We start from the raw sequence: 22,117 nt of genomic DNA, 5'->3' as shown, positions 1-22,117 counted from the left end.
ATGAAACGCTACGAACGATTCGCCGACGACATTGCCGAACTGATCCGCTCCGGGGTGCTAGGCCCCGGCCAGCGGGTGCCTTCGGTGCGCTACGCCAGCCAGACCCACGGGGTCAGCCCGTCCACCGTGTTCCAGGCTTACTACCTGCTGGAACGCCGCGGCCTGATCCGCGCGCGGCCGCGCTCAGGCTACTTCGTCAACGCCCACGCGCCGCGGCCGTTCTGCGAGCCGCAACCCCAGGCGCCGGCCAGCGAGTCCACCGATGTGGATGTGAGCGGCCTGGTGTTCTCGATCCTCGACTCGATCAAGGACCCGCACACCGTGCCGTTCGGCTCGGCCTTCCCCAGCCCGAGCCTGTTCCCGCTGCAGCGCCTGTCCCGTTCACTGGCCAGCGCCAGCCGGGCCATGGACCCACGCATGGTGGTCACCGACCTGTCGCCGGGCAACCCGCAACTGCGTCGGCAGATCGCCCTGCGCTACATGGTCGGCGGGCTGATGCTGCCGATGGAAGAGCTGCTGATCACCAACGGCGCGCTGGAAGCCTTGAACCTGTGCCTGCAGGCCGTGACCCAGCCCGGTGACCTGGTGGCCATCGAGGCGCCAGCCTTCTATGCCTGCCTGCAAGTGCTAGAGCGCCTCAAGCTCAAGGCAGTGGAAATCCCGGTGCACCCGCGCGAGGGCATGGACCTTGGCGTGCTGGCCCAGACCCTGGACAAACACCCGGTCAAGGCCGTGTGGTGCATGACCAACTTCCAGAACCCGGTGGGCGCGAGCATGCCGGAGGCCAAGAAGCGGGAACTGGTCGAGCTGCTGCGCCGCCATCAGGTGCCGCTGATCGAGGATGACGTCTACGCCGAGCTGTACTACTCGCAGCAGGCGCCGAAGCCGGCCAAGGCTTTCGACACCGAAGGGCTGGTGATGCATTGCGGTTCGTTCGCCAAGAGCCTGGCCCCGGGCTATCGCATCGGCTGGGTCGCGGCCGGGCGCTTTGCGCAGAAGATCGAGCGACTCAAGCTCATGACCTCGCTGTGCGCCTCGATGCCGGCCCAGGCGGCGATCGCCGACTACCTGCAGCACGGTGGCTACGATCGCCACCTGCGCAAGCTGCGCTACGCGCTGGAGGGCCAGCAGGCCAACATGCTCGCCGCCATCGCCCGCCACTTCCCGGCGCAGACCCGGGTCAGCCAGCCTTCCGGCGGCTACTTTCTGTGGCTGGAACTGCCCGAACAGATGGACGCGTTGAAGCTGTTCCACATGGCGCTGGCCCAGGGCATCAGCATCGCGCCGGGGCCGATCTTCTCGCCGACCCGGCGCTTCGGTAACTGTATCCGCCTGAACTATGGCAGCCCTTGGGGTGACGGCGCGGAGCAGGCCATGGAAACGCTAGGCAGGATCGTGCGCTCGTTCTGATGCCATGGCGGCGACCGGTCGGCGCGGCTATAGTTGCGCGACACGCCGACCGATACCTGCTCATGCTCGACGACCCTGCGCACTCCCTAGAACACTTGAACGCACGCATCGCCGAGCTCGAGGCGCAGCTTGCCGAGCATGCGTTCGAACGCGCATGCCTGGCTGTGCTGCGTAGTCACATGACCGAAGGGTTTTGTGTGCTGGAGTTGCTGGATGGGCCAGAGGGGCCGCTGAGCAACTACCGCTATATCCTCAGCAACGAGGCTTATACGCATCACACCGCACACCCCAAGCAAATGGGCCAGACGATACGCGAGCTTATCCCGGCCGAAGCCGATGCCTGGGTGCCTCGCTTCGCCGAGGTATTGCTAACCGGCAAGCCGGCCCGCTTCGAGCAGCGTCTGGAAGCCACCGATCGCCTGTTGTCGATCGCGGCCTACCCGCTCGGGCCGGCCAGCGAACGACGGGTGGCGGTGCTGTTCACCGGGGCCCCAGCCACCGAGCGGCTCATCAATGCCATGCTCGATCGCGCCCAGCAGCACGTTGACGAAGCACGGGTCAACAACAAGCTGCTGGGTGAACTGGTCGACCATAGCCTGGCCAACGTGTTCGCCGCCGACTGCAGCCTGCGCCTGACCGCCATCAACCGGACCGCATGCGAAACCTTCGAGCGGCTGCACGGTTTCACACCCAAGGTGGGCGATTCCATTTCGCGGATCCTGGCCGACAAGCCGGACATCCTGCACTGCCTCGAGCCGGTATGGCCTAGGGTGCTGGCGGGCGAGCCATTCACTCACACCATCACCCTCGGCCCACCTGAAGCGCAGCGGCACTACGACATGCGCTACAACCCATTGCGCGATGCCGAGGGGCAGATTCAGGGTGGCTACCTGTTTGCCTACGACATCACTGAGCGGGTGCTGGAGCAGGAGCGCCTGCTCCAGACCGAACAGGCTTTGCGCCAATCGCAGAAAATGGAGGCTATCGGTCAACTGACCGGTGGCATTGCCCATGATTTCAATAATCTTCTGGGTGGCATCCTGGGTGCCTTGGAACTTGCCGACAAACGACTGGTTCAAGGACGCGGCCAGGATTGTCGCCACATGCTGGGCATCGTCCAGCAAAACGCCTCGCGTGCCAGCTCGCTGGTCCAACGCCTGCTGGCATTCGCCCGCCAGCAGACGCTCACGCCACAGACCGTGGATGTGCACCACCTGGTAGCTGGCATGCATGACCTGATTCACAGCACCCTGGACGCGAGCATCGGTTTTGTCGATGCGACGCTGGCCGGGCAATGGACAGTGTGCGTGGACCCACCGCAACTGGAAAACGCCTTGCTGAACCTATGCATCAACGCCCGGGATGCCATGACCAGAGGCGGCACACTGCGTATCAGTTGCCAGGATCATTCACTCGCCCCGATCCAGGCCGCCAGCTTGCAACTCGCGCCTGGCGACTACCTTCAGATCGTGGTGGAGGATACCGGCCGCGGCATGTCCGAAGACATTGCCTCCCGCGCCATCGAGCCGTTCTTCACCACCAAGCCCCTCGGCCAGGGCACAGGCCTGGGCTTGTCCATGGCCTACGGGCTGATGCGCCAGTCCGGCGGGCACTTGAGCATTGACAGCACTCCCCAGGGCGGCACACGCGTCAACCTGTACTTGCCCCGTGAACAGCGTACCGAGGTGCCGCTCGCGTCCTTCGACCCTCGCACCGCAATACAGCCGTCACGCAACGTTGGCCTCGACATTCTGTTGGTCGAAGACCAGCCAACCCTGCGCATGGTGATCCGCGAGGTATTGGAAGAACGAGGGAATCGGGTACAAGTCTTCGACGAAGGCGCTGCCGCCATGCGGGCGCTGGGGCAGGCTCCCCGCCCAGCATTGCTTATTGTCGATATCGGACTGCCCGGTAGCGTCGATGGCTACCAGGTTGCCAACGCTTATCGCGCAAGCAACGAACACGCCCCCGTGCTGTTCATCACCGGCTACGATGGTGACCTGGACAGTGACCGGCTGACGACATCCAACCTGACGGCCCTGCTGCACAAGCCCTTTGAGCTGGCGTTGCTGATCGCCCGGGTCGACCAGTTGCTCAGTAGCGCCAGCCAGGCACCTGGCACGGTGTAACGCAAAACAGCTACAGTGCCCTGCCACTTCACTGGAAGCCCGCATGCCCTATGCCATCGCGCGAACTGCAGACCCTTCGTCGACAGGTCGAAGACCTTCGCCAGCGCAATGCCCAGCTGGAAGCACAATGGGCCCACCATCAACAGGCTGACCAGGGCCTGTTCCACTTTCTCTTCGATACGATGGACGAAGGCTTCTGTGTCATCGAGTTCTTCGATGGCCCCCACGGCCCGCTCAGCGATTACGTGCATGTGCTGGCGAACGCGGCCTATGCCCGCCACGCAGGCATTGCCGACGTGACGGGGCAGAAACTGCGGGAAATGGTGCCGGATGAGGCCGATGACTGGATCGCCCGCTATGGCGAGGTACTGCGCACCGGGAAACCCTTGCAGTTCGAACAGGAGCTGGTGGCGACAGGGCGTGTGCTGTCGGTAACCACCTTCCGCATCGAGCCGGTCGAGCGACGGCAGGTGGCGGTACTGTTCAAGGATGTCACCAAGCGATACCGCGCCGAAGCTGCCCTGCAACAACTCAACGAGCAACTCGAACAACGGGTGGCCGCTGCCCTGGCAGAGCGCGTTTTGCTCGCCGAGTTAGTGGAGAACAGCGTCGCGCGAGTTCAGGTGGTGGACACCTCGATGACATTCCTTGCGGTAAACAAACGCGCGGTCAAGGATTTCGAGTATCTGTTCAGCCACAGGCTCCAGCCAGGCGATAGCCTGATCGAGTGCCTTGCGAATTTCCCCGTCGAGCTTGAAGGTTCCATGGCGCTCTGGCGCAGGGCATTGTCCGGTGAAACCTTTACCGAAGTAATTGCTTACGGTAAAAACGACCGCCTTCGCCACTTCGAGTCGCATTTCACCCCCCTGCGCAATGCCGCCGGAGCAATAGTCGGCGCTTACCTGTTCGTCTACGACATCACGCGTCGGGTCAACGAACAGCAAAAACTGCTCGAGGCTGAAAAGGCCTTGCGCCAGGCGCAGAAAATGGAGGCAGTCGGTCAGCTTACCGGCGGCATCGCCCATGACTTCAACAACCTGCTGGCGGGGATACTCGGCGCCCAGGAGCTGATGCGCCAACGCATGCAGCAAGCACGCCATGCTGATATCCCGGCCTTGCTCGACAGCGCCTGCAGTTCAGCCCAGCGGGCCGCCACGCTGGTTCAGCGCCTGCTGGCTTTTTCCCGGCAACAGACCCTGCAGCCCCAGATGATCCGGCTCCGTACCCTGGTCGAGGGCATGCAGGACCTGATCAGCCGCAGTGTCGGGCCGGCCATTGAAGTGAGCTGCCATTTCGAGCACGACGAAGGGGTGACCTTTATCGACCCGCCACAGTTGGAGAGCGCCCTGCTCAACCTGTGCATCAATGCCCGCGATGCCATGCCCAATGGCGGCCGCATCGATATCGATTGCCGCCAGGTAGAAATTCCAGATGACACGGCCGAGACGTTGAATCTGCCAGCGGGTCGTTATCTGTGCCTGGGCGTCAAGGACAATGGCCTGGGCATGTCCGTCGAGGTCGCGGCACGTGCGGTCGAGCCGTTTTTCACCACCAAGCAGGCGGGCCGCAACACAGGGCTGGGGCTGTCCATGGCGTACGGCTTCGTCCGCCAGTCCGGCGGCCAGCTGCAGATCTGCTCGACGCGGGGTGAAGGGACATGCATACGCCTTTATCTGCCCTGGCAGCCCGGGAGCGAACACCAGGCCTTGCCGGCGATCGAGCCTGCTGCCCGTACTCACGCCCCTGGGCGGCGCATCACCCTGGTAGAGGACCATGTGCCGCTGCGCGTGATAATCACCGAAGTGCTCGAAGAGCTCGGCCACAGTGTCGAAAGCTACGCAAGCGGCCCCGCAGCCCTGGAAGCGCCAGGCCAGCCCGAGCTGTTGATCACCGATATCGGCCTGCCCGGTGGGCTTGATGGGCGACAAGTCGCCGAAGCGTTTCGCCAGCGCCTGCCTGATGTACCGGTGCTGTTCATCACCGGTTACGATGCAAAGGCCGTGTTGCACGAACGTCCCCTGCCACCCGGGACCTGCGTGCTGACCAAACCCTTTACGCTCGACGCGCTGGTCGAACAGGTGGAGCAATTGCTATCAATGACAAGGAGTCCCATCGATGAGCGTGAGCCCACGCAGCGAGAACCCTGACGAGTTGCACGATCTTCGACAGGCGCTGCGCATCGAACGCCAGCACAACCTGCGCATGGCCCAGGAGCTTGAGCAACTGCGTGAGCGCGTGCAGGAAGCCGAACGTTATCGGTTCCTGTTCGAGACCATGGAGGAAGGTTTCTGCATCATCGAATTCATTGCCGACGCGAACGGCCACTGGGTCGACTACCTGCACTTGATGGCCAATCCCGCCTATTGTCGCCATGCCGGCCTGCCCAATGTAGTGGGGCGAACCCTGCGCGACGTCATTCCCGATGAGGCCGAGATCTGGCTGAAACGTTTCTGCCATGTGGCGCGCAACGGCGAGCCGATCTACTTCGAGCACGAACTGTATGCCACCGACCGCTGCCTGGGGCTGGCGGCAATTCGGGTCGAACCCGCCGAGCGCCATCAGGTGGCGGTTATCTTTCGCGACGTGACGGCGCGAAAGCGCGCCGAAACAGCCTTGCAGGCGCTCAATGCACAACTGGAGCAACGCATTGAACAGGCGCTGGCCGAGCGCAAGGTTTTCGCCGATCTGATCGATGCCAGTGTGGCCTGCGTGCAGGTGGTGGACCGGCAGATGCGCTGGCTGGCCATCAACGCCGCCACCCGCGGCGAGTTCCAGCGAGTCTTCGGTTTCCAGCCTGAAATTGGTGCATCGCTTGAAGCACAGTTCGCAGCCGCCACAGACGATTGCCAACGCTCATTGGCGTTGTGGAACAGGGCGCTGGCCGGGGAGACCTTCATCGAAATCGACGCGTTCGGCGAAGGCGATGCGCGGCGTCATTATGAGATGCGCTTTGCCCCCTTGCGTGACAGCAATGACCAGACGCTTGGCGCTTATCTGTTCGCCTACGACATCAGCGAGCGGATCGAGGAGCAACAGCGCCTGGCACACGCCGAACACGCGTTGCGCCAAGCGCAGAAGATGGAAGCCGTGGGCCAGCTCACTGGCGGTGTGGCCCATGATTTCAACAACCTGCTCGGCGGCATACTGGGCGCACTGGAACTGGCGAGCCAGCGCCTTGATCAGCAACGTCACAATGCCTTGCCCCCGCTGCTGGACAACGCCAGGGACGCGGCGCAACGGGCCGCCTCGCTGGTTCACCGGCTGCTGGCGTTCTCCCGCCAGCAGACCTTGCAGCCCGAGCCAACGGCTGTGGCCGCGTTGGTCGACGGCATGCATGATCTGATTGCCCGCAGTGTCGGCCCACATATCGAACTGTATTGCCAGAACGACAACGACCTCTGGAACGTGCGCATCGATCCACCGCAACTGGAAAGCGCGCTGCTAAACCTTTGCATCAATGCCCGCGACGCCATCAGCGGCAGTGGCACGGTCCGCATCGCCTGCTGCAACGTGCAGCTCGACGAACAACACGCCAGCCCTCTGGATCTGAACGCCGGGCAATACGTACGCATCAGTGTGTACGACAGTGGGCGTGGCATGGATCAGCAAACCCTGGCGCGGGCCATGGACCCGTTCTTCACCACCAAGCCACTTGGCCAGGGGACAGGCCTTGGGCTTTCGATGATCTTCGGTTTCGTGCGCCAATCCGGAGGGCAGTTGAACATCCACTCGACCCCAGGGCAAGGCACGTGCGTAAACCTGTTCCTGCCGCGTCATCACAGCGCGGTGCAGCGCAAGCCAGCGATTGTCGCTCCCGTAGCCCTTCCGCGTTCCCAGGCTCGTGCACGGCATGTGGCGGTGGTCGAGGACGAAATGGCCATACGGCTGGTCATTGCCGAAGTACTCGCGGACCTCGGCCATGAGGCACGGATGTTCGAAAACGGCCCTCAGGCGCTGGCGGGGCTCCAGGCGCGCAGCGCACCAGACCTGCTGATCAGCGACGTTGGCTTGCCTGCCGGCCTCAACGGCCGACAGGTGGCCAGCGCATTGCGCCTGCGCTACCCAGGTTTGAAAGTACTGTTCGTCACCGGCTATGACGAAACGGCCGCACTGCGTGATGGCGTTCTGGAGGAAGGCATGAGCGTGCTGACCAAGCCGTTTTCCTTGCAGCAACTGGCGGAGCGGATCGAGCACATGCTGCAGGGTTGAGGCGCGCTTCTAGGCTCTGTATGAAAAGCCTTGATACTCGGTGATGCTGCGTTGAAAACAGCCTCGGAATGCTCATTTACAACCCGTAAAGTCGGGCGCGACTCCGACCGTTCCTCGGCTGTTTTCGCCTTGCCTGACCTTCGTCTCAAGACTTTTCATACAGACCCTAACGCCCGCCGCCCAGGTCGATGAAGCTGCCGGTCGAATAGGAAGCCTTGTCCGACAGCAGCCACATAATTGCCTCGGCCACTTCCTCAGGCTTGCCGCCACGGCCCATCGGCAGGCCGGGCTCAAGCTTGCCAACCCGGTCCGGATCGCCACTCAGGGCATGGAAGCCGGTGTGGATGTACCCCGGCCGAACACCATTGACGCGCACGCCCTCGCCCGCCACTTCCTTGGCCAGGCCGAGGGTGAAGGTATCCAGCGCACCCTTGGACGCGGCGTAGTCGACGTACTCATTGGGCGAGCCCAGGCGCGCGGCCACCGACGACACATTGACGATCGCCCCGCCCTGCCCGCCATGCCGTCGGGCCATGCGCAGCAAGGCATGCTTGGCGCACAGCATCGGCCCGACCACATTGGTCTTCATCACCTTGAGCAGGCGAAACTCCGACATCTCCTCGACCCGGCTCTGCTGGCCGATGGTCCCGGCGTTGTTGACCAGCGCGGTGACCGGCCCGAGCCCCTGGTCGACGCAGTGGAACAAGCGCACCACTTCGTCCTCGACGCTGGCGTCGGCGCGTACGGCAATGGCCTCTGCGCCCAGCGCGCGGACCTGCGCCAGCATCGCCTCGGCGGCCTGGTCATCGGCGTGGTAGTTGATGCAGATGCGGTAACCCTGTTGCGCCGCCAGCAACGCGGTGGCGGCGCCGATGCCCCGGCTAGCGCCGGTGATGACGATGACCTTGTCCATGAGCCTGCCAAGTAGTCCGGAAAAGACCTACAAGATTAGGGGAAATGCCATCATTTGAAAACCTGCGGCCCCACCGCAAAAGGGGGCTTGTCGGGCCGCCCCCGCAGGTTGCTCTCAATGCCCCGCCGACGCCGGCGCGGCCTTGGCCGTGAACGGTGGCTTGGCCAGCCACACCAGCAGGATCAACCCGGCGAACACCCAGGTCAGCAAGGTGAAGTAGTCCACCGTCGACATCATGTACGCCTGGCTGTTGAGGATCTGCTCCAGCTTCGCGTAGTTCTGCGGGCTGGCACCGCCCAGTTGTTCCAGGGTCTGGCGGGTGGCCGGCTCGAAGGTGCTGATGTGCTCGCTGAGGTAGGCATGATGCTGGTCGGCCCGGCGTATCCAGATCCAGGTGGTCAGCGACGCGGCGAAGCTGCCGCCCAGGGTGCGCAGGAACGTCGCCAGCCCCGAACCGTCGGCGATCTGGTGCGGCGGCAGGTCCGACAGCAGGATGCTCAGGGTCGGCATGAAGAACAGCGCCACGCCGATGCCCATGAACAGCTGCACCAGGGCGATGTGCAGGAAGTCCACCTCGTTGGTGAAGCCGGCGCGCATGTAGCAGCTGGTGCCGATCGCCAGGAAGGCGATACCGGCCAGCAGGCGCAGGTCGAAACGGTGCGCGTACTTGCCCACGAACGGCGACATCAGCACCGGCAACAGGCCAATCGGCGCCACCGCCAGGCCCGCCCAGGTGGCGGTGTAGCCCATCTGGGTCTGCAGCCATTGCGGCAGGATCAGGTTGATGCCGAAGAACCCGGCATACCCGCCCACCAGCACCAGGGTGCCAATACGGAAATTGCGGTGCACGAACAGCCGCAGGTTGACCACCGGGTGGCGGTCGGTCAGCTCCCAGATGACGAACACCGCCAGGAACACCACCGAGATCAACGTGCCGATGACGATGAACGACGACTCGAACCAGTCCAGGTCGTTGCCCTTGTCCAGCACCACCTGCAAGGCGCCGACACCGACGATCAGGGTCAGCAGGCCGATGTAGTCCATCGGCTGGCGGCTGGTGACCACCGGGCGCGCGCGCATCTGCTGGCGCACCACGGCGGCGGCGAACAGGCCGATCGGCACGTTGATGAAGAAGATCCACGGCCAGCTATAGCTGTCGGTGATCCAGCCGCCAAGGATCGGCCCGGCAATCGGCGCGACCACCGTGACCATCGCCAGCAACGCCAGGGCCATCCCCCGTTTCGCCGGCGGATACACGGCAATCAGCAGAGTCTGGGTCATCGGGTACAGCGGGCCGGCCACCACCCCCTGCAGCACCCGGAAGAACACCAGCTCGGGCATCGACTGGGCGATACCGCACAGGAACGACGCCAGCACGAACAGCAGCGTGGCCCAGATGAACAGCTTCACTTCGCCGAAACGCCGGCTCAGCCAGCCGGTCAGCGGCAGCGCGATGGCGTTGCTCACCGCGAACGAGGTGATCACCCAGGTGCCCTGCTCCGAGCTCACGCCGAGGTTGCCGGAAATGGTCGGCAACGCCACGTTGGCGATGGTGGTGTCGAGCACCTGCATGAACGTCGCCAGGGACAGCCCGATCGTGGTCAGCAGCAGGCTCGGCGGGGTGAACTGCGCAGGGGCCGCCTGGCTCATCGCTGGGCCGTCTTGCCGGTGGCGCTGTTCTCGTGGATCAGCCGGGCGATCAGGTCATCGGCCTCGACCAACTGGCGGTCGTACACCTCGGTGGTGTAGCTGGCCTGCTGCGGCGGTTGCTGGGCCAGGGCCGGGCCACTCTGGTCGTGCAGGTCGACTTCGGCGACGGTGGACAGGCCGATGCGCAGCGGATGGGTCTTCAGCTGTTCAGGGTCCAGATGGATGCGTACCGGTACCCGCTGGACGATCTTGATCCAGTTACCGGTGGCATTTTGCGCCGGCAACAGGGCAAAGGCGCTGCCGGTGCCGGCGCCGAGGCTGTCGACGGTGCCGGAGTAGGTCACTTCGCTGCCGTACAGGTCGGCGGTGATTTCCACCGGCTGGCCGATGCGCATGTCGCGCAGTTGGGTTTCCTTGAAGTTGGCGTCGACCCACACCTCGTCCAGCGGGATCACCGCCATGGTCGCGGTGCCCGGCTGCAGGCGCTGGCCCAGTTGTACGGTGCGCTTGGCAACATAGCCGGTGACCGGCGCCACCAGCGTGGTGCGGGCATGGTCCAGGTAGGCCTGGCGCAGGTCGGCGGCGGCGGCCATCACTTCCGGGTGCGACGAAACCACCGTGTCGTCGACCAGCGCGGTGCTGGTGTTGAGTTGCTGGCGGGCACTGTTGACGGCGGCCTGGGCCACGGTCAGGTCATCACGGGAGTGGGCGACTTCCTCGGCGGCGATGGCACCGCTGTCGGCCAGCACCTTGCGCCGGTTGTAGTCCTGCTGGGCCTTCTGCAGCTCGGCCTGGCGGGTCTGCAACTGCGCCTTGAGCGAGTCGACATTGCTGTACAGCCCGCGCACCTGGCGCACGGTACGCGCCAGCTTGGCCTCGGCAGCCTGCAGGGCAACCTCGCTGTCGGCCGGGTCGAAGCGCAGCAATACCTGGCCGGCATGCACCAGGTCGCCATCGTCGGCGCCGATGCTGGTGACGGTGCCGGTCACCAGCGGGGTGATTTCCACGACGTTGCCATTGACGTAGGCATCGTCGGTGCTTTCGTGCCAGCGCCCGACCAGGCTGTACCAGGCCCAGGTGCCGGCCCCGGCGAGGATCAGGATCAGCAACAGGGCGAGCAGCCAGGCCTTGCGCTTGCCCGAGTTGTCAGGCGCGGGTGCCGGGGTGGAGGTGTCAACGGGAGTGGCCATGACAATACCTTGGAAAATGCGTGACTGGGATCAACGATCGCCGAAACGGCGGATCGTCAGGGGGTCGCCGGCGCTGAGCAGGACTTTGGCGAGCAGTTGCTCAAGGGTCTTGAGCTCCTCGGGCTGCAGCACACCGACCAGTTCATTCATTGCCGCCGCGCCGACCTGGGGCAGGCGGTCGGCCAGGCGCTGACCGTCGGCGGTGAGGGCCAGGCGCACCTGGCGGCGGTCGTCGGGGCAGCGGTTGCGCAGGATCAAGCCCTTCTGCTCGAGGCGGTCGAGCATGCGGGTCATCGAGCCGCTGTCCAGACCCAGGTAGCGGCACAGTTCGGCCGGGGTATCGACCTGGTACTGGGTGACGATGATCAGCACCTTGAACTGGGCGGCCGTGACGCCGTCGGCTTCTAGGTGCCAGTCGAGGATGCGGTCCTTGAGCAGCGCGGCGCGGCCGAGCAGCATGCCAATGGCGCAGGTCTGGAAGTTTTCCGGGGTGAAATGGGACATCGGCGGTCTGCTTGGGCAATTGTGTGAAAATATTACTGCTTAGGCAGTGAATGTCAAAGCTTTGATTAGGAGGCTAAATAAATATTTATCGGGAGGGGCTGAAAGCGTCAGCGCTTTGCTGCGTGAGGACAGGCAAGGAGCGCCGCCTGAGGCGGCGCATCGAGATGGGTGGCACCTGCTTGGCGGGCAAGCACCGTCCCTGTGGGAGCTGGCTTGCCAGCTATGAGGCCCTTGCAAGCAACCCAAGACAGCTGCGCCTACAGGGACCGGATCACCCTCATGGAGCCTGGTTCTCTTGTGACGTCGTCAGTGCTGGCGCGCCACTTGCCACAACCGCGCCACATCCGCGGCCCGCGCCTTGAGCAACGCCCCCGCCTCGGCACAAGCCTGCTCCAGGCTCATCGGCCCGCTGGCCAGGGCGAAGGCCGCATCGACACCCTGCCCATACAGTTGCTCGTAGCCCGCACCGAGCGTGCCCGCCAGCACTACCACCGGCACGCCGTGGCGCTTGGCCACCCGCGCCACCCCGAGGGGTGTCTTGCCGCGCAGGGTCTGGGCATCGAAACGCCCTTCGCCGGTAATCACCAGATCCGCGCCCTGCACCAGGGCATCGAGCCCGGCCAGCTCGGCGACCACCTCGACCCCCGGGCGGAACTGCGCGCCCATGAACGCCTTGGCCGCAAACCCCATCCCTCCGGCCGCACCGCTGCCAGGCTCGTCACGCACATCCTTGCCCAGTACACCCGCGCAATGATCGGCGAAGTGCGCCAGGGCCTGGTCCAGGGCTTGCACCTGCTCGGGGTTGGCGCCCTTCTGCGGACCGAAGATCGCCGAGGCGCCATTGGCGCCGCACAGCGGATTATCGACATCGGCGGCAACGTCCACCCGCACCTGCGCCAGGCGTGGGTCCAGGCCGCTGGCGTCGATGCGCGCCAGCTGCGCCAGGGCCAGCCCGCCCTCAGCCAGCGGTTCGCCCCGGGCATCCAGCAGGCGCAGGCCCAACGCACGCAACATGCCGCTGCCGCCGTCGTTGGTAGCGCTGCCGCCGATGGCCAGGACAATGCGCGAGGCGCCGGCCGCCAGCGCCGCGACGATCAGCTCGCCGGTGCCCCAGGTGCTGCTGCGACACGCATCGCGCTGCCCGTTGGGTACCAGCTGGATGCCACTGGCCTGGGCCATCTCGATCACCGCCGTGCGGCTCTCGGCCAGCCAGCCCCAGGCGGCCTCGACAGGCTCGCCCAACGGGCCCCGCACCACCTGGCGGCGCAGCTCGCCCTGACTGGCGGCGACGATCGCCTCCATGGTGCCTTCACCGCCATCGGCCATTGGGCATTCGATGCGCTCGCAGGCCGGCCACACCTCGGCCAGGCCACTGGCGATGGCGCGGGCGACACCGGCGGCGTCGAGGCTGTCCTTGAACGAATCGGGGGCGATGACGATTTTCATGGGGATTCTCCTGTCCTGTTCCGCGCATGCTGACAGGTGCGCGGTGCACTGGCCTCGGTCGGATGCACAAAACCCAGGGGCGGTTGTTTGGGCGGATGCCTTTGCCAGCCGTCAGTCCGCCGGCAACAGCTGCAACCCCAGGTACAAGCTCAGCATCCCCTCCATGCGCAACGGGTCCACCTCCCCCACCTCGGCAATGCGCTCCAGCCGGTAGCGCAAACTGTTGCGGTGGATCCCCAGCGCCTCGGCGCAGGCCTGGCTCTGCCCGTCATGGGCGCACCAGGCGCGCAGGGTAAGCAGCAACTGCCCGCTGGCATCCTTGGCGCGAATGCGCTGCAAGGGTTCAAGCAGCTCGTCCAGCGCATCGTCGTTGCGATGCCGCCACAGCAGCGCCGGCAGGCGATAGCGGGCCAGGCTCAGCAGGCGCTCGTCGGGCAGCACCTCACGACCGTAGGCCAGCAGGTCGCGCACCCGCCGGTAACTGCGGCGCAGTTGCTCCAGGCTCTGCGCCGGGCTGCCCAGGGCCAGACGCTCGACGTCCCAGCCATGGCGTTGCAGGCGCTCGAGCAGGCGCGGCTCGTCCAGCGGCACCCCAGCTGGCCGGCACCATAGCAGCGACTGCCGCGCAGGGCTGACACACCAACTGTCCGGGTAGCGGCTCATCAGCCAGGCCGAAAGCGCCTCGGCAGGCGGGCCGACACGCAACTCGAACAGGCAGGCAACGCGTGGCAGATTCGGTTTGAGCCCCAGTTGCCGGGCTTCATCGACCAGCCGTGGCGAGTCGCCGCTGCCGCCCAGCAACAGCGCCAGCAGGTCGTCGCAGCGCTGGCGCCTCCACTGCTGCTCCACCTGCAGGTGACGCTGGGCCAGGAGCATCTCGGCGGTCATGCGCACCAGCTCACCGTAGGTGCGCAGTTGCTGAGGATCGCCGGTGAGGCCGAGCACGCCGATCAGCCGACCATCGAGCATCAATGGCAGGTTGACGCCGGGTTGCACGCCTTTGAGGCACTTGGCCGCCTCCACGTCCAGCTCGACGATGCGTCCATTGGCCAGCACCAGCTGCGCGCCTTCGTGGCGGGTGTTGATGCGCTCGGCCTCGCCACTGCCCAGGATCAGCCCCTGGCTGTCCATCACGTTGACGTTGCACGGCAGGATGGCCATCGCCCGGTCGACGATGTCCTGGGCCAGGTCGTGGTCCAGCTCAAACATGTAATGGTCCTCACCTAGGCTTTGGTCGGCGGCACAGCAGCCCATACCTGAAGCTGTGCAAAAGCACAAAGACAGCCGCGCTACACTGCCCGAGACTTTTCCAGGCGAGCGCCGGCACAGGCGACGCGGTGACAACCATAACAACAGAGAACCCGATCATGGCACACAGCCCCGCCCCTGACCAAGGCAACGAGTTCACCCGCAACGCGCTCTACCGGCGCATCACCCTGCGGCTGATCCCGTTCATTTTCATTTGCTACCTGTTCAACTACCTCGACCGCGTCAACGTCGGCTTCGCCAAGCTGCAGATGCTCGACGCACTGAAATTCAGCGAAACCGTGTACGGCCTCGGCGCCGGCATCTTCTTCATCGGCTACGTGCTCTGCGGCCTGCCCAGCAACCTGGCGCTCAACCGCTTCGGACCGCGGCGCTGGATCGCGCTGATGATGATCGCCTGGGGCAGCCTGTCCACCTGCCTGCTGTTCGTCACCACCCCCACCGAGTTCTACACCCTGCGCCTGTTGACCGGCGCCGCCGAAGCGGGCTTCTTCCCCGGCGTTGTGCTGTACCTCTCGCGCTGGTTCCCGGCGGACCGTCGCGGCCGCATCATGGCCTTGTTCATGTCGGCGATCCCGGTGTCCGGGCTGCTGGGCGGGCCGTTCTCCGGCTGGATCCTCGACCACTTCGCCGCGGGCCAGCACGGCCTGGCCGGCTGGCAGTGGATGTTCCTGATCCAGGTGATTCTGGCTATCTCCTTGATTTCAAAGGATTTTGGCCCGTATGCTCCCTGCTCCTCGCACCGCCAGTGTCACAACTGTTAGAACTCCGTTAGAAATTTGTCACAAGGTCGCTTGCCCTCTGGCCACCCCCTGGGTGTATCGCCGGAGCGGTGTCTATTACCTTCGCCTCCGCCCAGTAGGGGCCTCTAAAAGCGCCATTACCCTCTCTCTCCGCACCCGCACACGAGACACTGCAATGCGCTACAGCCGTCGAATCGAAGCTGCTATACAGGTCTTCCGGTTGGATCGCCCGGAGGCAACCTGGGCGGAGCTGGTGGGACCACTCCGTGAACTGGCTGAAGCGCTGCTCTGGGAGATGGTCCACAACGATGAGAGCGAGGCGCTGTCACTGGAGTACGAGGAGATCCTTGGAGACCTCCAGGACATCAAGAGCAACCACCCGATGACAGTGGACCGCCTGAAGGCCCTCAAGGTGGGCATTCGGATGGTTCAAGCTACACAGGAGCGACTCCTCAAGGGCAATCCAGAGCCCCTTTCAGACCTCATCGAGGAGCTTCAGGTGGTGCCGTCAACTGTCCCTACAGCCGTTGCGCGGGAAGAGGAGAAGGCGGAACGTTGGACCATGGCCCAGCTCAGTTCGCTCTACATGGCCGAGATGAAGGACCAGCTTGCACCATCCTCCATTGCCGCCCTGGAGTCGTCCTTCAAGACCTTGGCGGAGGCCGCAGGGGAGATGGACCTGAAGACCCATACCCGAGCGGATATGGTGATCCTCAAGGCCCGCATAGGCGAAGGCAGGAAAGCCATCACCGTGAACAAGATCCTCAGCCGTCTGGGAGCGCTCCTAACCTGGGCCGAGAACAACGGCTACATAGACAAGGCATTCAACAAAGGCCTCAAGATCACCAAAGGAGCGGAGAGTGGCCGGAAGGCGTTCAATGACGCACAACTCCGGGACCTCATGGACTATCTCCCTGGTGTGGAGGCTTGGAAGCGCTGGGCCGTATCGGTGGGCGTGATTACCGGGGCGAGGATCGGTGAGATCGGGCAGTTGACCAGAGCTGACATAAAGAAGGTAGGTGGAGAGTGGGTCATTGATATTAATGCCCATGGGGAGAAGACCCTCAAGAACAAACATTCCGAGCGCTTGGTCCCTCTGGTAGATCGCGCCTACGGGTTCAACCTCCAGGAATTCCTTGGCTATGTCGAAAGTGTAGGAAATGGTCCCATCTTCCCAGGAGCTGCATATACGATCTCCACGACTCTCAATGAGACCCTTCGAGATGCCTTAGGGATTGAACCTGGCGGTGGCCTGTCGTTCCACTCACTGCGCCACTCGGTAGCGGGCCTACTGAAGCGACACGAGATCCCGGTCACTACTGCTCAGGCAATCCTTGGCCACAGTTCACAAACCATCACCTTCGATCTTTACGGAGGTAGCTCTCGGGTAGCTGTCGGAAAGATGGCAGACGCTCTCAGAGAGTCATTCGGTGTATGACGTTGTAGTGCAGCTTTAAAACGGAGGAGCCTGAGAGAACCACTAAGAGAGTCTCTCAGGGATCCCCCCTCCCCTAATAGTGAGGGTTTCTGGACACCATGTATTCCGTGGCTTCCAGGAGCTCCTGCACCATAAAATCGGCCCTTGTCGGAATCCTTCTCCATGGTCTCCACGAAGAACTGGACGCCAATCGGCAGGGCATATAGAAGGTCGTCGTGCTTGAGCGCCCCTCGGTCACCGGTTAGCCGGGTGGGACATCACCTCATTGACGGTGCACGGGTGGGTCTTGGCCATCACAGGGCAGAATAGCTTCAGGTACATACCGTCACCGGAGTTGCCTTCCACGACCGGAAAGGCTCGGACTGCGTCACTGGTCTTGGGGTCTAATGGAACCTTAATAGAGGATTCTTCTATTAGGCTACCCAGTCGTGAGGATCATTGCGTAAGCTTCGGCCTCAGTAATCAACACAGTGGTGTACCGTAAGCTTCGGGCTCTGGAGTCTAATGGCGCACTAATAGCAGTTTCCGCTATTAGTCTTCCAAGGGCTTCGCCCATAATCGTCTGGTTCTTACGCACAGTCTTGACGCTATTCGAAGGATTCTTCAGACCTGCGGCCATTATCCTCCTCTCCATCGGGTAAAAGGAGGACCCAGCTTCGTGCCAGGTCCTTATGGTGCGCTATCGGGTTGCTCGGACCCCGCTGTCCTGCGCCATACGCATCATCACGTTCTGGGTCCCAGGGTCGTTCGGGACGAAGAACCTCAGGGCATTCCAGAGATCCGTCCTGTGCCCCTGGATGTCATCACCCCGCTTATCTGCTGCGACCTTTGCGGCCGAGTAGATGCCCATACCGGCATAAGCCAGGACACCTGCTGCCGGGACTTGCTCCAGCGAATTGGCCACAAAATCCTGGAACCCATCCGAATGCAGCGGAGAGGTGCCAACAATCGGCTTCCCTTCGGCACGTTTCGGGGCAGGCTCTCGGGGCAGGATCGAGGATCGAGCGGTCTTCGCCCAGTCGTAGCCAAAAGGCCCACCGATGAAGCTGGCGACACCTGCAGGAGCCCCGATGTGGGAGCTACGGGACAGGGCCGCGTAGGACATCATTGGGAAACTGAAAGCCTTGTCCAGGTAGTCCTTGCGAGCCCGCTCGGGGAGGCCCAGCGCCTTGAGTTGTGCCGAAGCCGCATAGAGCATAGTCGCCATACCTACCGACACGCCAACCTGGGCAGCCTGGTCGAGCGCTGCCCTACTCCCGTTGCGGTGAACTTCCCAATAACCACGCACCATCCGGCCATTGATACTCCGGAGAACAAACATCTTGAACTGCATGGCTGCGCCGACCACTGGGCCGTACTGAATAGACGCCTGGGAAGAGACCTTGTGAGCCCGGAGGATGGTCTCATCGGCCACCCGGTCACCCAGACGCCACAGGTCCATAGAGCGGACATCCTTGGCCAGCCCTTCCTTATCGTTGAGTGCCCACTTACCAGAAGAGTCCCTGGTGAAGTGTTCGCGGATCAGGTCGGAGATCCCCTGGAATTGCTCCTGGGAAATCGAAGCGCTGCGCAGCCGCTCAGGAGTGAACAGCTTGCTTTGGCGGCCATTGAGGACCTGGTGGGCAAGGTCGATCATCATGCCCTGTCGGCCAGCGTCCATGAGGAGGTTGGAGGACTCCTGGAGCAACCAGGTGAACGGGTTGCGCACTGCAGCCTCCCCGGTGAACCACTTCACATTGCCGGCCAGTGTGGCCATGAAGCCCGATGTCCGGTTGCGGAGGTTGTCCACGATGTCAGCCCTGGATGGGCGGATGAGGTCGTCCAGCTCCTTACCGAACAACAGGTCGTGCATCGCGGAGATGTCCTCAGGCTTCAGGCTCTTCCCAGCCGTGGTCCATTCCTTGAGGATCGGTACGTCCTTCAGGAGCATCTTCAGGTGACCATTCACGGCCAGCTTGGCAGCCTCCCCGGAAGTTCTGAATGCCCATGTAGGCGTTCTTAGTGGTGAAGCCCACGTCATTCAGGGAGCGGACGAAGGTCCCGAGGACATCGTCCGGATTCAGTCGGGCTCGGCCTGTGAGGATCTTCAGGACTCCATACAGAGCCTGGGCGTCCTGCTTCTCGCTCCCACGGATTGCCCCATGCTCGATGGCGATAGCCGCGTCCTTCAGTTCCTTCGTGGTCTTCCCGGTGGACGCCATAAGGGCCACGTCGCCGTTGGTCCGCCTGTCGTACTGAGGGACCAGGCGCATGATGTCGAACTCACGCAGGTCATTCACCGCGAAGTCATCACCGTTCGGGAGCTGGATGGACACGTCGGAGTCGAAGAGCTGGCGAGCCTCCAGGTAGGCGTTGTTCTCCAGGCCGGTGAGCCCGTCCAGGTTCTCTTCGATTAGCGAGCTGCGGTTAAACTGCTCACTGTGCGAGATCCCGAATGCCTTGTCGTGGGCGTACTTCTCCACGAGCTCCTGCAGGATCTTCTCCTCCACCTGGGGATCCACCTTCGGCGCAACCTGCTTCTTACCCTTGGCCCCTTTCGGTGGCTTCGGGGCGATTTCAGCCAGGCGGCCCTGGAGTTCTTCCTGAAGCATGGCATCCACTCGGGCCTTCACTGCCGGCCGTTTCATGTAGCTGGCCATCCATGAGCGCTTGATTGCCTCCTGCAGACCATCCCGGCCGAGTTCCCGAATGAATGCCTGCTTGGCAGCCGTGGAGTAGCGCTGCGGGTAGTAGGTATCGGTGTGGCGGGTGTTCTGTAGGAGTGGCTTGGCGTCCAGGCGGCCGAACTGACCTGGGTTCACCAGGCGGTCCAGCTTTTCACCCAGGTGGGCGCGCAGAGCACTCACCATCTTGACCTCACCAGGCACCAGGCCGGCGTTATCACCGCGCTCCATGGCCTCGACGATGCGCCGCGAAGACATCTCCTGGCGGCCCGCCTTGGTCATCGGCTGCAACTTCCAGAAGGGGTCCGAGTGGATCTCATCGAAAATCGCTTGGAAACCACGGTACGCCTGGTTGTCCTGGGAGGAGAAACGGAGGTGGAGGTCCGAGGCTGTCGCCCCAAACTTGCCGTTGGAGCCGTTGGTGTAACCAGTGGGTGACCGGACGAGATCGTCGGCCAAAAGACGCAGGTTATCATTGGTGGATCGGCCCAAGACCAGGCCCAGCTCAGACATTCCGCCAGGGATGCGCATTCCCACGTTCGCTTTGGTGTCGTATGGGTCCAGCACATCGAAGTCCCGGATGGTCCGAGGGTTCAACGGGGAGCCGGCACTATGAATCGCACCGTTCGGGGTCCGTACTGCCCCTGGCTCGAAGGGCACGTCGATGAAATCAACTGGGCCATCTTCATGCGTCACGTCACCAGGGCGCGCTGGCATGGCAGATGGATCCTCTTCGGCGCCGGCCTGGCGAGCCTTCTCACGTACCATTAGCCTGGTCGCTGGACCCGAGATGTCACCCTCAGGACCTGGGAGGCTCAATCGGCCCTCCAGAAGAGAGACGGGTTGATACTCGCCCTCAATCGGACCCGACTCCAGGCCTGGTCCTTTGGGGGTATCCGGTGCTCCTTCGGGGCCGAGGAATTCACCCTCAAGAGGCCGAGGGCCAGATTCCACCGGGCCAGGGCGAGCCCCCAGGAGACCATTGAGTGCGGAGCCGAAAGCGGCACCACCCAGTATCGCCATGGGTAGGTTCTCTTCACGTCCGGCCATCTTGGCGTTCGTGTGCTCGGACAGGCCACCCAGAGCGCCACCTACAGCAGCACCACCGATGAGCCGGCTGCCCAGCCCGGCAGCTACCCCGCGACCAGGGCTCACAAGAGTCCAGGGGTCACCCAACATGGCAGCCGCACCGCCAAACAACTGAGCGCCCATGCCGGCCTTGGCTTGCTCCCTGAGCAACTTCTGGTTTTCCAGGGCGAGCTGGAGGTTCTGGTCAAAGTTCTTCCGGTAGCCACGCAGGACGATATCGTAATAGGACGGGTCAAGGTCCGAGGCGCGCAGCTTGTTGTAATCCTCTTCGGTCCAGTTGGACAGTCGCCCCATCTCGAAGGGGTCGTTGAAGACATCCCGAAAGCGGGTATAGGACTCGGTGAGGTCGAACTCCCCGTGGCCAATTGCCGCCCGGATCATCATGCCCAACGGCGAGGTCTGCAGGCCGGCATTGGTAGCCGCCACAGTATTCCCGAAGATTCCTGGGTCTTGGTCATCCGCGCCGGTGTCATACAGTAGCTTGGCGAACGGAGTGGCAACCTCCAGGCCTGGGCCACCCTGCAGACCCGTCGCGGCCTCTACGGCCTTCACTGGTCCAGCTTTGGGAATTGGGCGCATGGAGTCGGGGGCGCTGTAGCCCCCCCCGGAGGCGCTGTTAGCGTCGGTGGGAGCCCCAGGTCCACCCACGGGCTTTGCAAGAGCTGCCAGGGCATCCGCTCGGGATCCCGTGGCCACGCCCCGCATCCGGTTCATGTACTTCAGGCCCTCCTCGGAGACACCCGAGAGATCGCCACGATCGTATGCGTCGATCTGAGGGCGTCCTACCGGGCCATTTCCTTGGTTGTACAGGAGGAGCGCCTTGAGCTCGTCGCCACCGGCCAACTTGACGTTATCGCGCATGTGTCGAGCGGCAGCGTCGATGGACTTGGCCGGGTTGAAGAAGTCATCCGCCGACACCAGGCCATAAGCCCGTCCGGTTGCCTTGGTCATCTGGGCGAGACCTCGTGGTCCGGTGGGGCTCTGGGCGTTCGGGTTGAAGCGGGACTCCATGAAGATTTGCTTGTGAAGCAACTGGTAAGAGACGCCGTACTGAGCGGCACTGGATTGGATCAGATCGTCATACGGAGTGCCTTGGGCTTGAACCTGGGAATATTCGTCGTTGAAGTTCATGTGCCTGTTTTCCTTTTGGTAGCGCCCTCCAGGTCGCACCCACAGCCGAGCATCCAGCCCCCAGACAAGGGACCCGGAGTGGCATGGAAGGCGCTATCAGAAGAACTGGATTATTGAGAGAGCCCAGCGACGGGCGAGAGGTAATTACAGCGGAGAGGGGACAACGAGATTTCGGGAGAGATCCTTAGGACTCCCCCTGATAGTGAGGGTTTCTGGAAGATACTCTTTTGGACTCTTAGCGAGAGGGGGGATTGATTTTGATGGACCGCCCGTCCATCCTCTAAGCTATCAGTGGGCATCATTTAGTGCACGGGCACAGACCCCAGATTAACAGCG

At 63.3% G+C, this 22,117-nt stretch carries 13 protein-coding genes and 1 pseudogene; 6 read left to right on the top strand and 8 right to left on the bottom strand.

What is annotated here, in order from left to right:
• From mapR to KHO27_RS07460, 4 genes are all read left to right on the top strand, one after another.
• Positions 1-1,410, top strand: coding sequence for a GntR family transcriptional regulator MpaR (mapR, locus tag KHO27_RS07475; protein ID WP_214501528.1), 1,410 nt, complete (start codon positions 1-3; stop codon positions 1,408-1,410).
• Positions 1,411-1,472: 62 nt separating this feature from the next.
• Complete coding sequence (locus KHO27_RS07470) at positions 1,473-3,539, top strand: PAS domain-containing hybrid sensor histidine kinase/response regulator family protein (protein WP_214501527.1); 2,067 nt, start codon at positions 1,473-1,475, stop codon at positions 3,537-3,539.
• A 50-nt stretch (positions 3,540-3,589) separates the two neighbouring features.
• Positions 3,590-5,686, top strand: a complete 2,097-nt coding sequence (locus KHO27_RS07465; protein WP_214501526.1) for a PAS domain-containing protein — start codon at positions 3,590-3,592, stop codon at positions 5,684-5,686.
• Positions 5,655-7,748, top strand: a complete 2,094-nt coding sequence (locus tag KHO27_RS07460) for a PAS domain-containing protein (RefSeq protein WP_214501525.1) — start codon at positions 5,655-5,657, stop codon at positions 7,746-7,748. The genes KHO27_RS07465 and KHO27_RS07460 overlap by 32 nt, the downstream gene beginning before the upstream one ends.
• Before the next feature lie 166 nt (positions 7,749-7,914).
• Here the strand turns inward: KHO27_RS07460 and KHO27_RS07455 are convergent, their stop codons facing one another.
• From KHO27_RS07455 to KHO27_RS07430, 6 genes are all read right to left on the bottom strand, one after another.
• Complete coding sequence (locus KHO27_RS07455) at positions 7,915-8,661, bottom strand: SDR family oxidoreductase (RefSeq protein ID WP_214501524.1); 747 nt, start codon at positions 8,659-8,661, stop codon at positions 7,915-7,917.
• A gap of 114 nt (positions 8,662-8,775) precedes the next feature.
• Positions 8,776-10,311, bottom strand: a complete 1,536-nt coding sequence (locus tag KHO27_RS07450; protein WP_214501523.1) for a DHA2 family efflux MFS transporter permease subunit — start codon at positions 10,309-10,311, stop codon at positions 8,776-8,778.
• Complete coding sequence (locus KHO27_RS07445; RefSeq protein ID WP_110699630.1) at positions 10,308-11,501, bottom strand: HlyD family secretion protein; 1,194 nt, start codon at positions 11,499-11,501, stop codon at positions 10,308-10,310. The genes KHO27_RS07450 and KHO27_RS07445 overlap by 4 nt, the downstream gene beginning before the upstream one ends.
• Before the next feature lie 30 nt (positions 11,502-11,531).
• Positions 11,532-12,005, bottom strand: coding sequence for a MarR family winged helix-turn-helix transcriptional regulator (locus tag KHO27_RS07440; RefSeq protein WP_038706300.1), 474 nt, complete (start codon positions 12,003-12,005; stop codon positions 11,532-11,534).
• A 306-nt stretch (positions 12,006-12,311) separates the two neighbouring features.
• Entirely contained in the window at positions 12,312-13,451 is a 1,140-nt protein-coding gene (locus KHO27_RS07435) for a glycerate kinase (RefSeq protein ID WP_111532448.1), read from the bottom strand.
• 111 nt (positions 13,452-13,562) lie between these two features.
• A complete protein-coding gene (locus tag KHO27_RS07430) occupies positions 13,563-14,660 on the bottom strand; it encodes a sugar diacid recognition domain-containing protein (RefSeq protein WP_110699634.1) in 1,098 nt (365 codons plus the stop codon).
• Between the two features lie 158 nt (positions 14,661-14,818).
• Here KHO27_RS07430 and KHO27_RS07425 point away from each other — a divergent pair.
• Together KHO27_RS07425 and KHO27_RS07420 are read left to right on the top strand one after the other, a co-directional pair.
• Positions 14,819-15,418 (top strand): annotated as a pseudogene (locus KHO27_RS07425) (MFS transporter); the annotation flags it as partial.
• Positions 15,419-15,635: 217 nt separating this feature from the next.
• A complete protein-coding gene (locus KHO27_RS07420; RefSeq protein WP_214501522.1) occupies positions 15,636-16,898 on the top strand; it encodes a site-specific integrase in 1,263 nt (420 codons plus the stop codon).
• Positions 16,899-17,577: 679 nt separating this feature from the next.
• Here the strand turns inward: KHO27_RS07420 and KHO27_RS07415 are convergent.
• Together KHO27_RS07415 and KHO27_RS07410 are read right to left on the bottom strand one after the other, a co-directional pair.
• The gene (locus KHO27_RS07415) at positions 17,578-18,828 is read right to left on the bottom strand and encodes a hypothetical protein (RefSeq protein ID WP_214501521.1); all 1,251 of its coding nucleotides are present in this window, start codon (positions 18,826-18,828) and stop codon (positions 17,578-17,580) included.
• Complete coding sequence (locus tag KHO27_RS07410) at positions 18,764-21,781, bottom strand: transglycosylase SLT domain-containing protein (protein WP_214501520.1); 3,018 nt, start codon at positions 21,779-21,781, stop codon at positions 18,764-18,766. The genes KHO27_RS07415 and KHO27_RS07410 overlap by 65 nt, the downstream gene beginning before the upstream one ends.
• Positions 21,782-22,117: the final 336 nt, after the last annotated feature.

The sequence above is a fragment of the Pseudomonas sp. RC3H12 genome (genome assembly GCF_018596375.1).
In the GTDB taxonomy this organism is placed as follows: domain Bacteria; phylum Pseudomonadota; class Gammaproteobacteria; order Pseudomonadales; family Pseudomonadaceae; genus Aquipseudomonas.
This window is presented reverse-complemented; position numbering and strand designations above follow the sequence as displayed.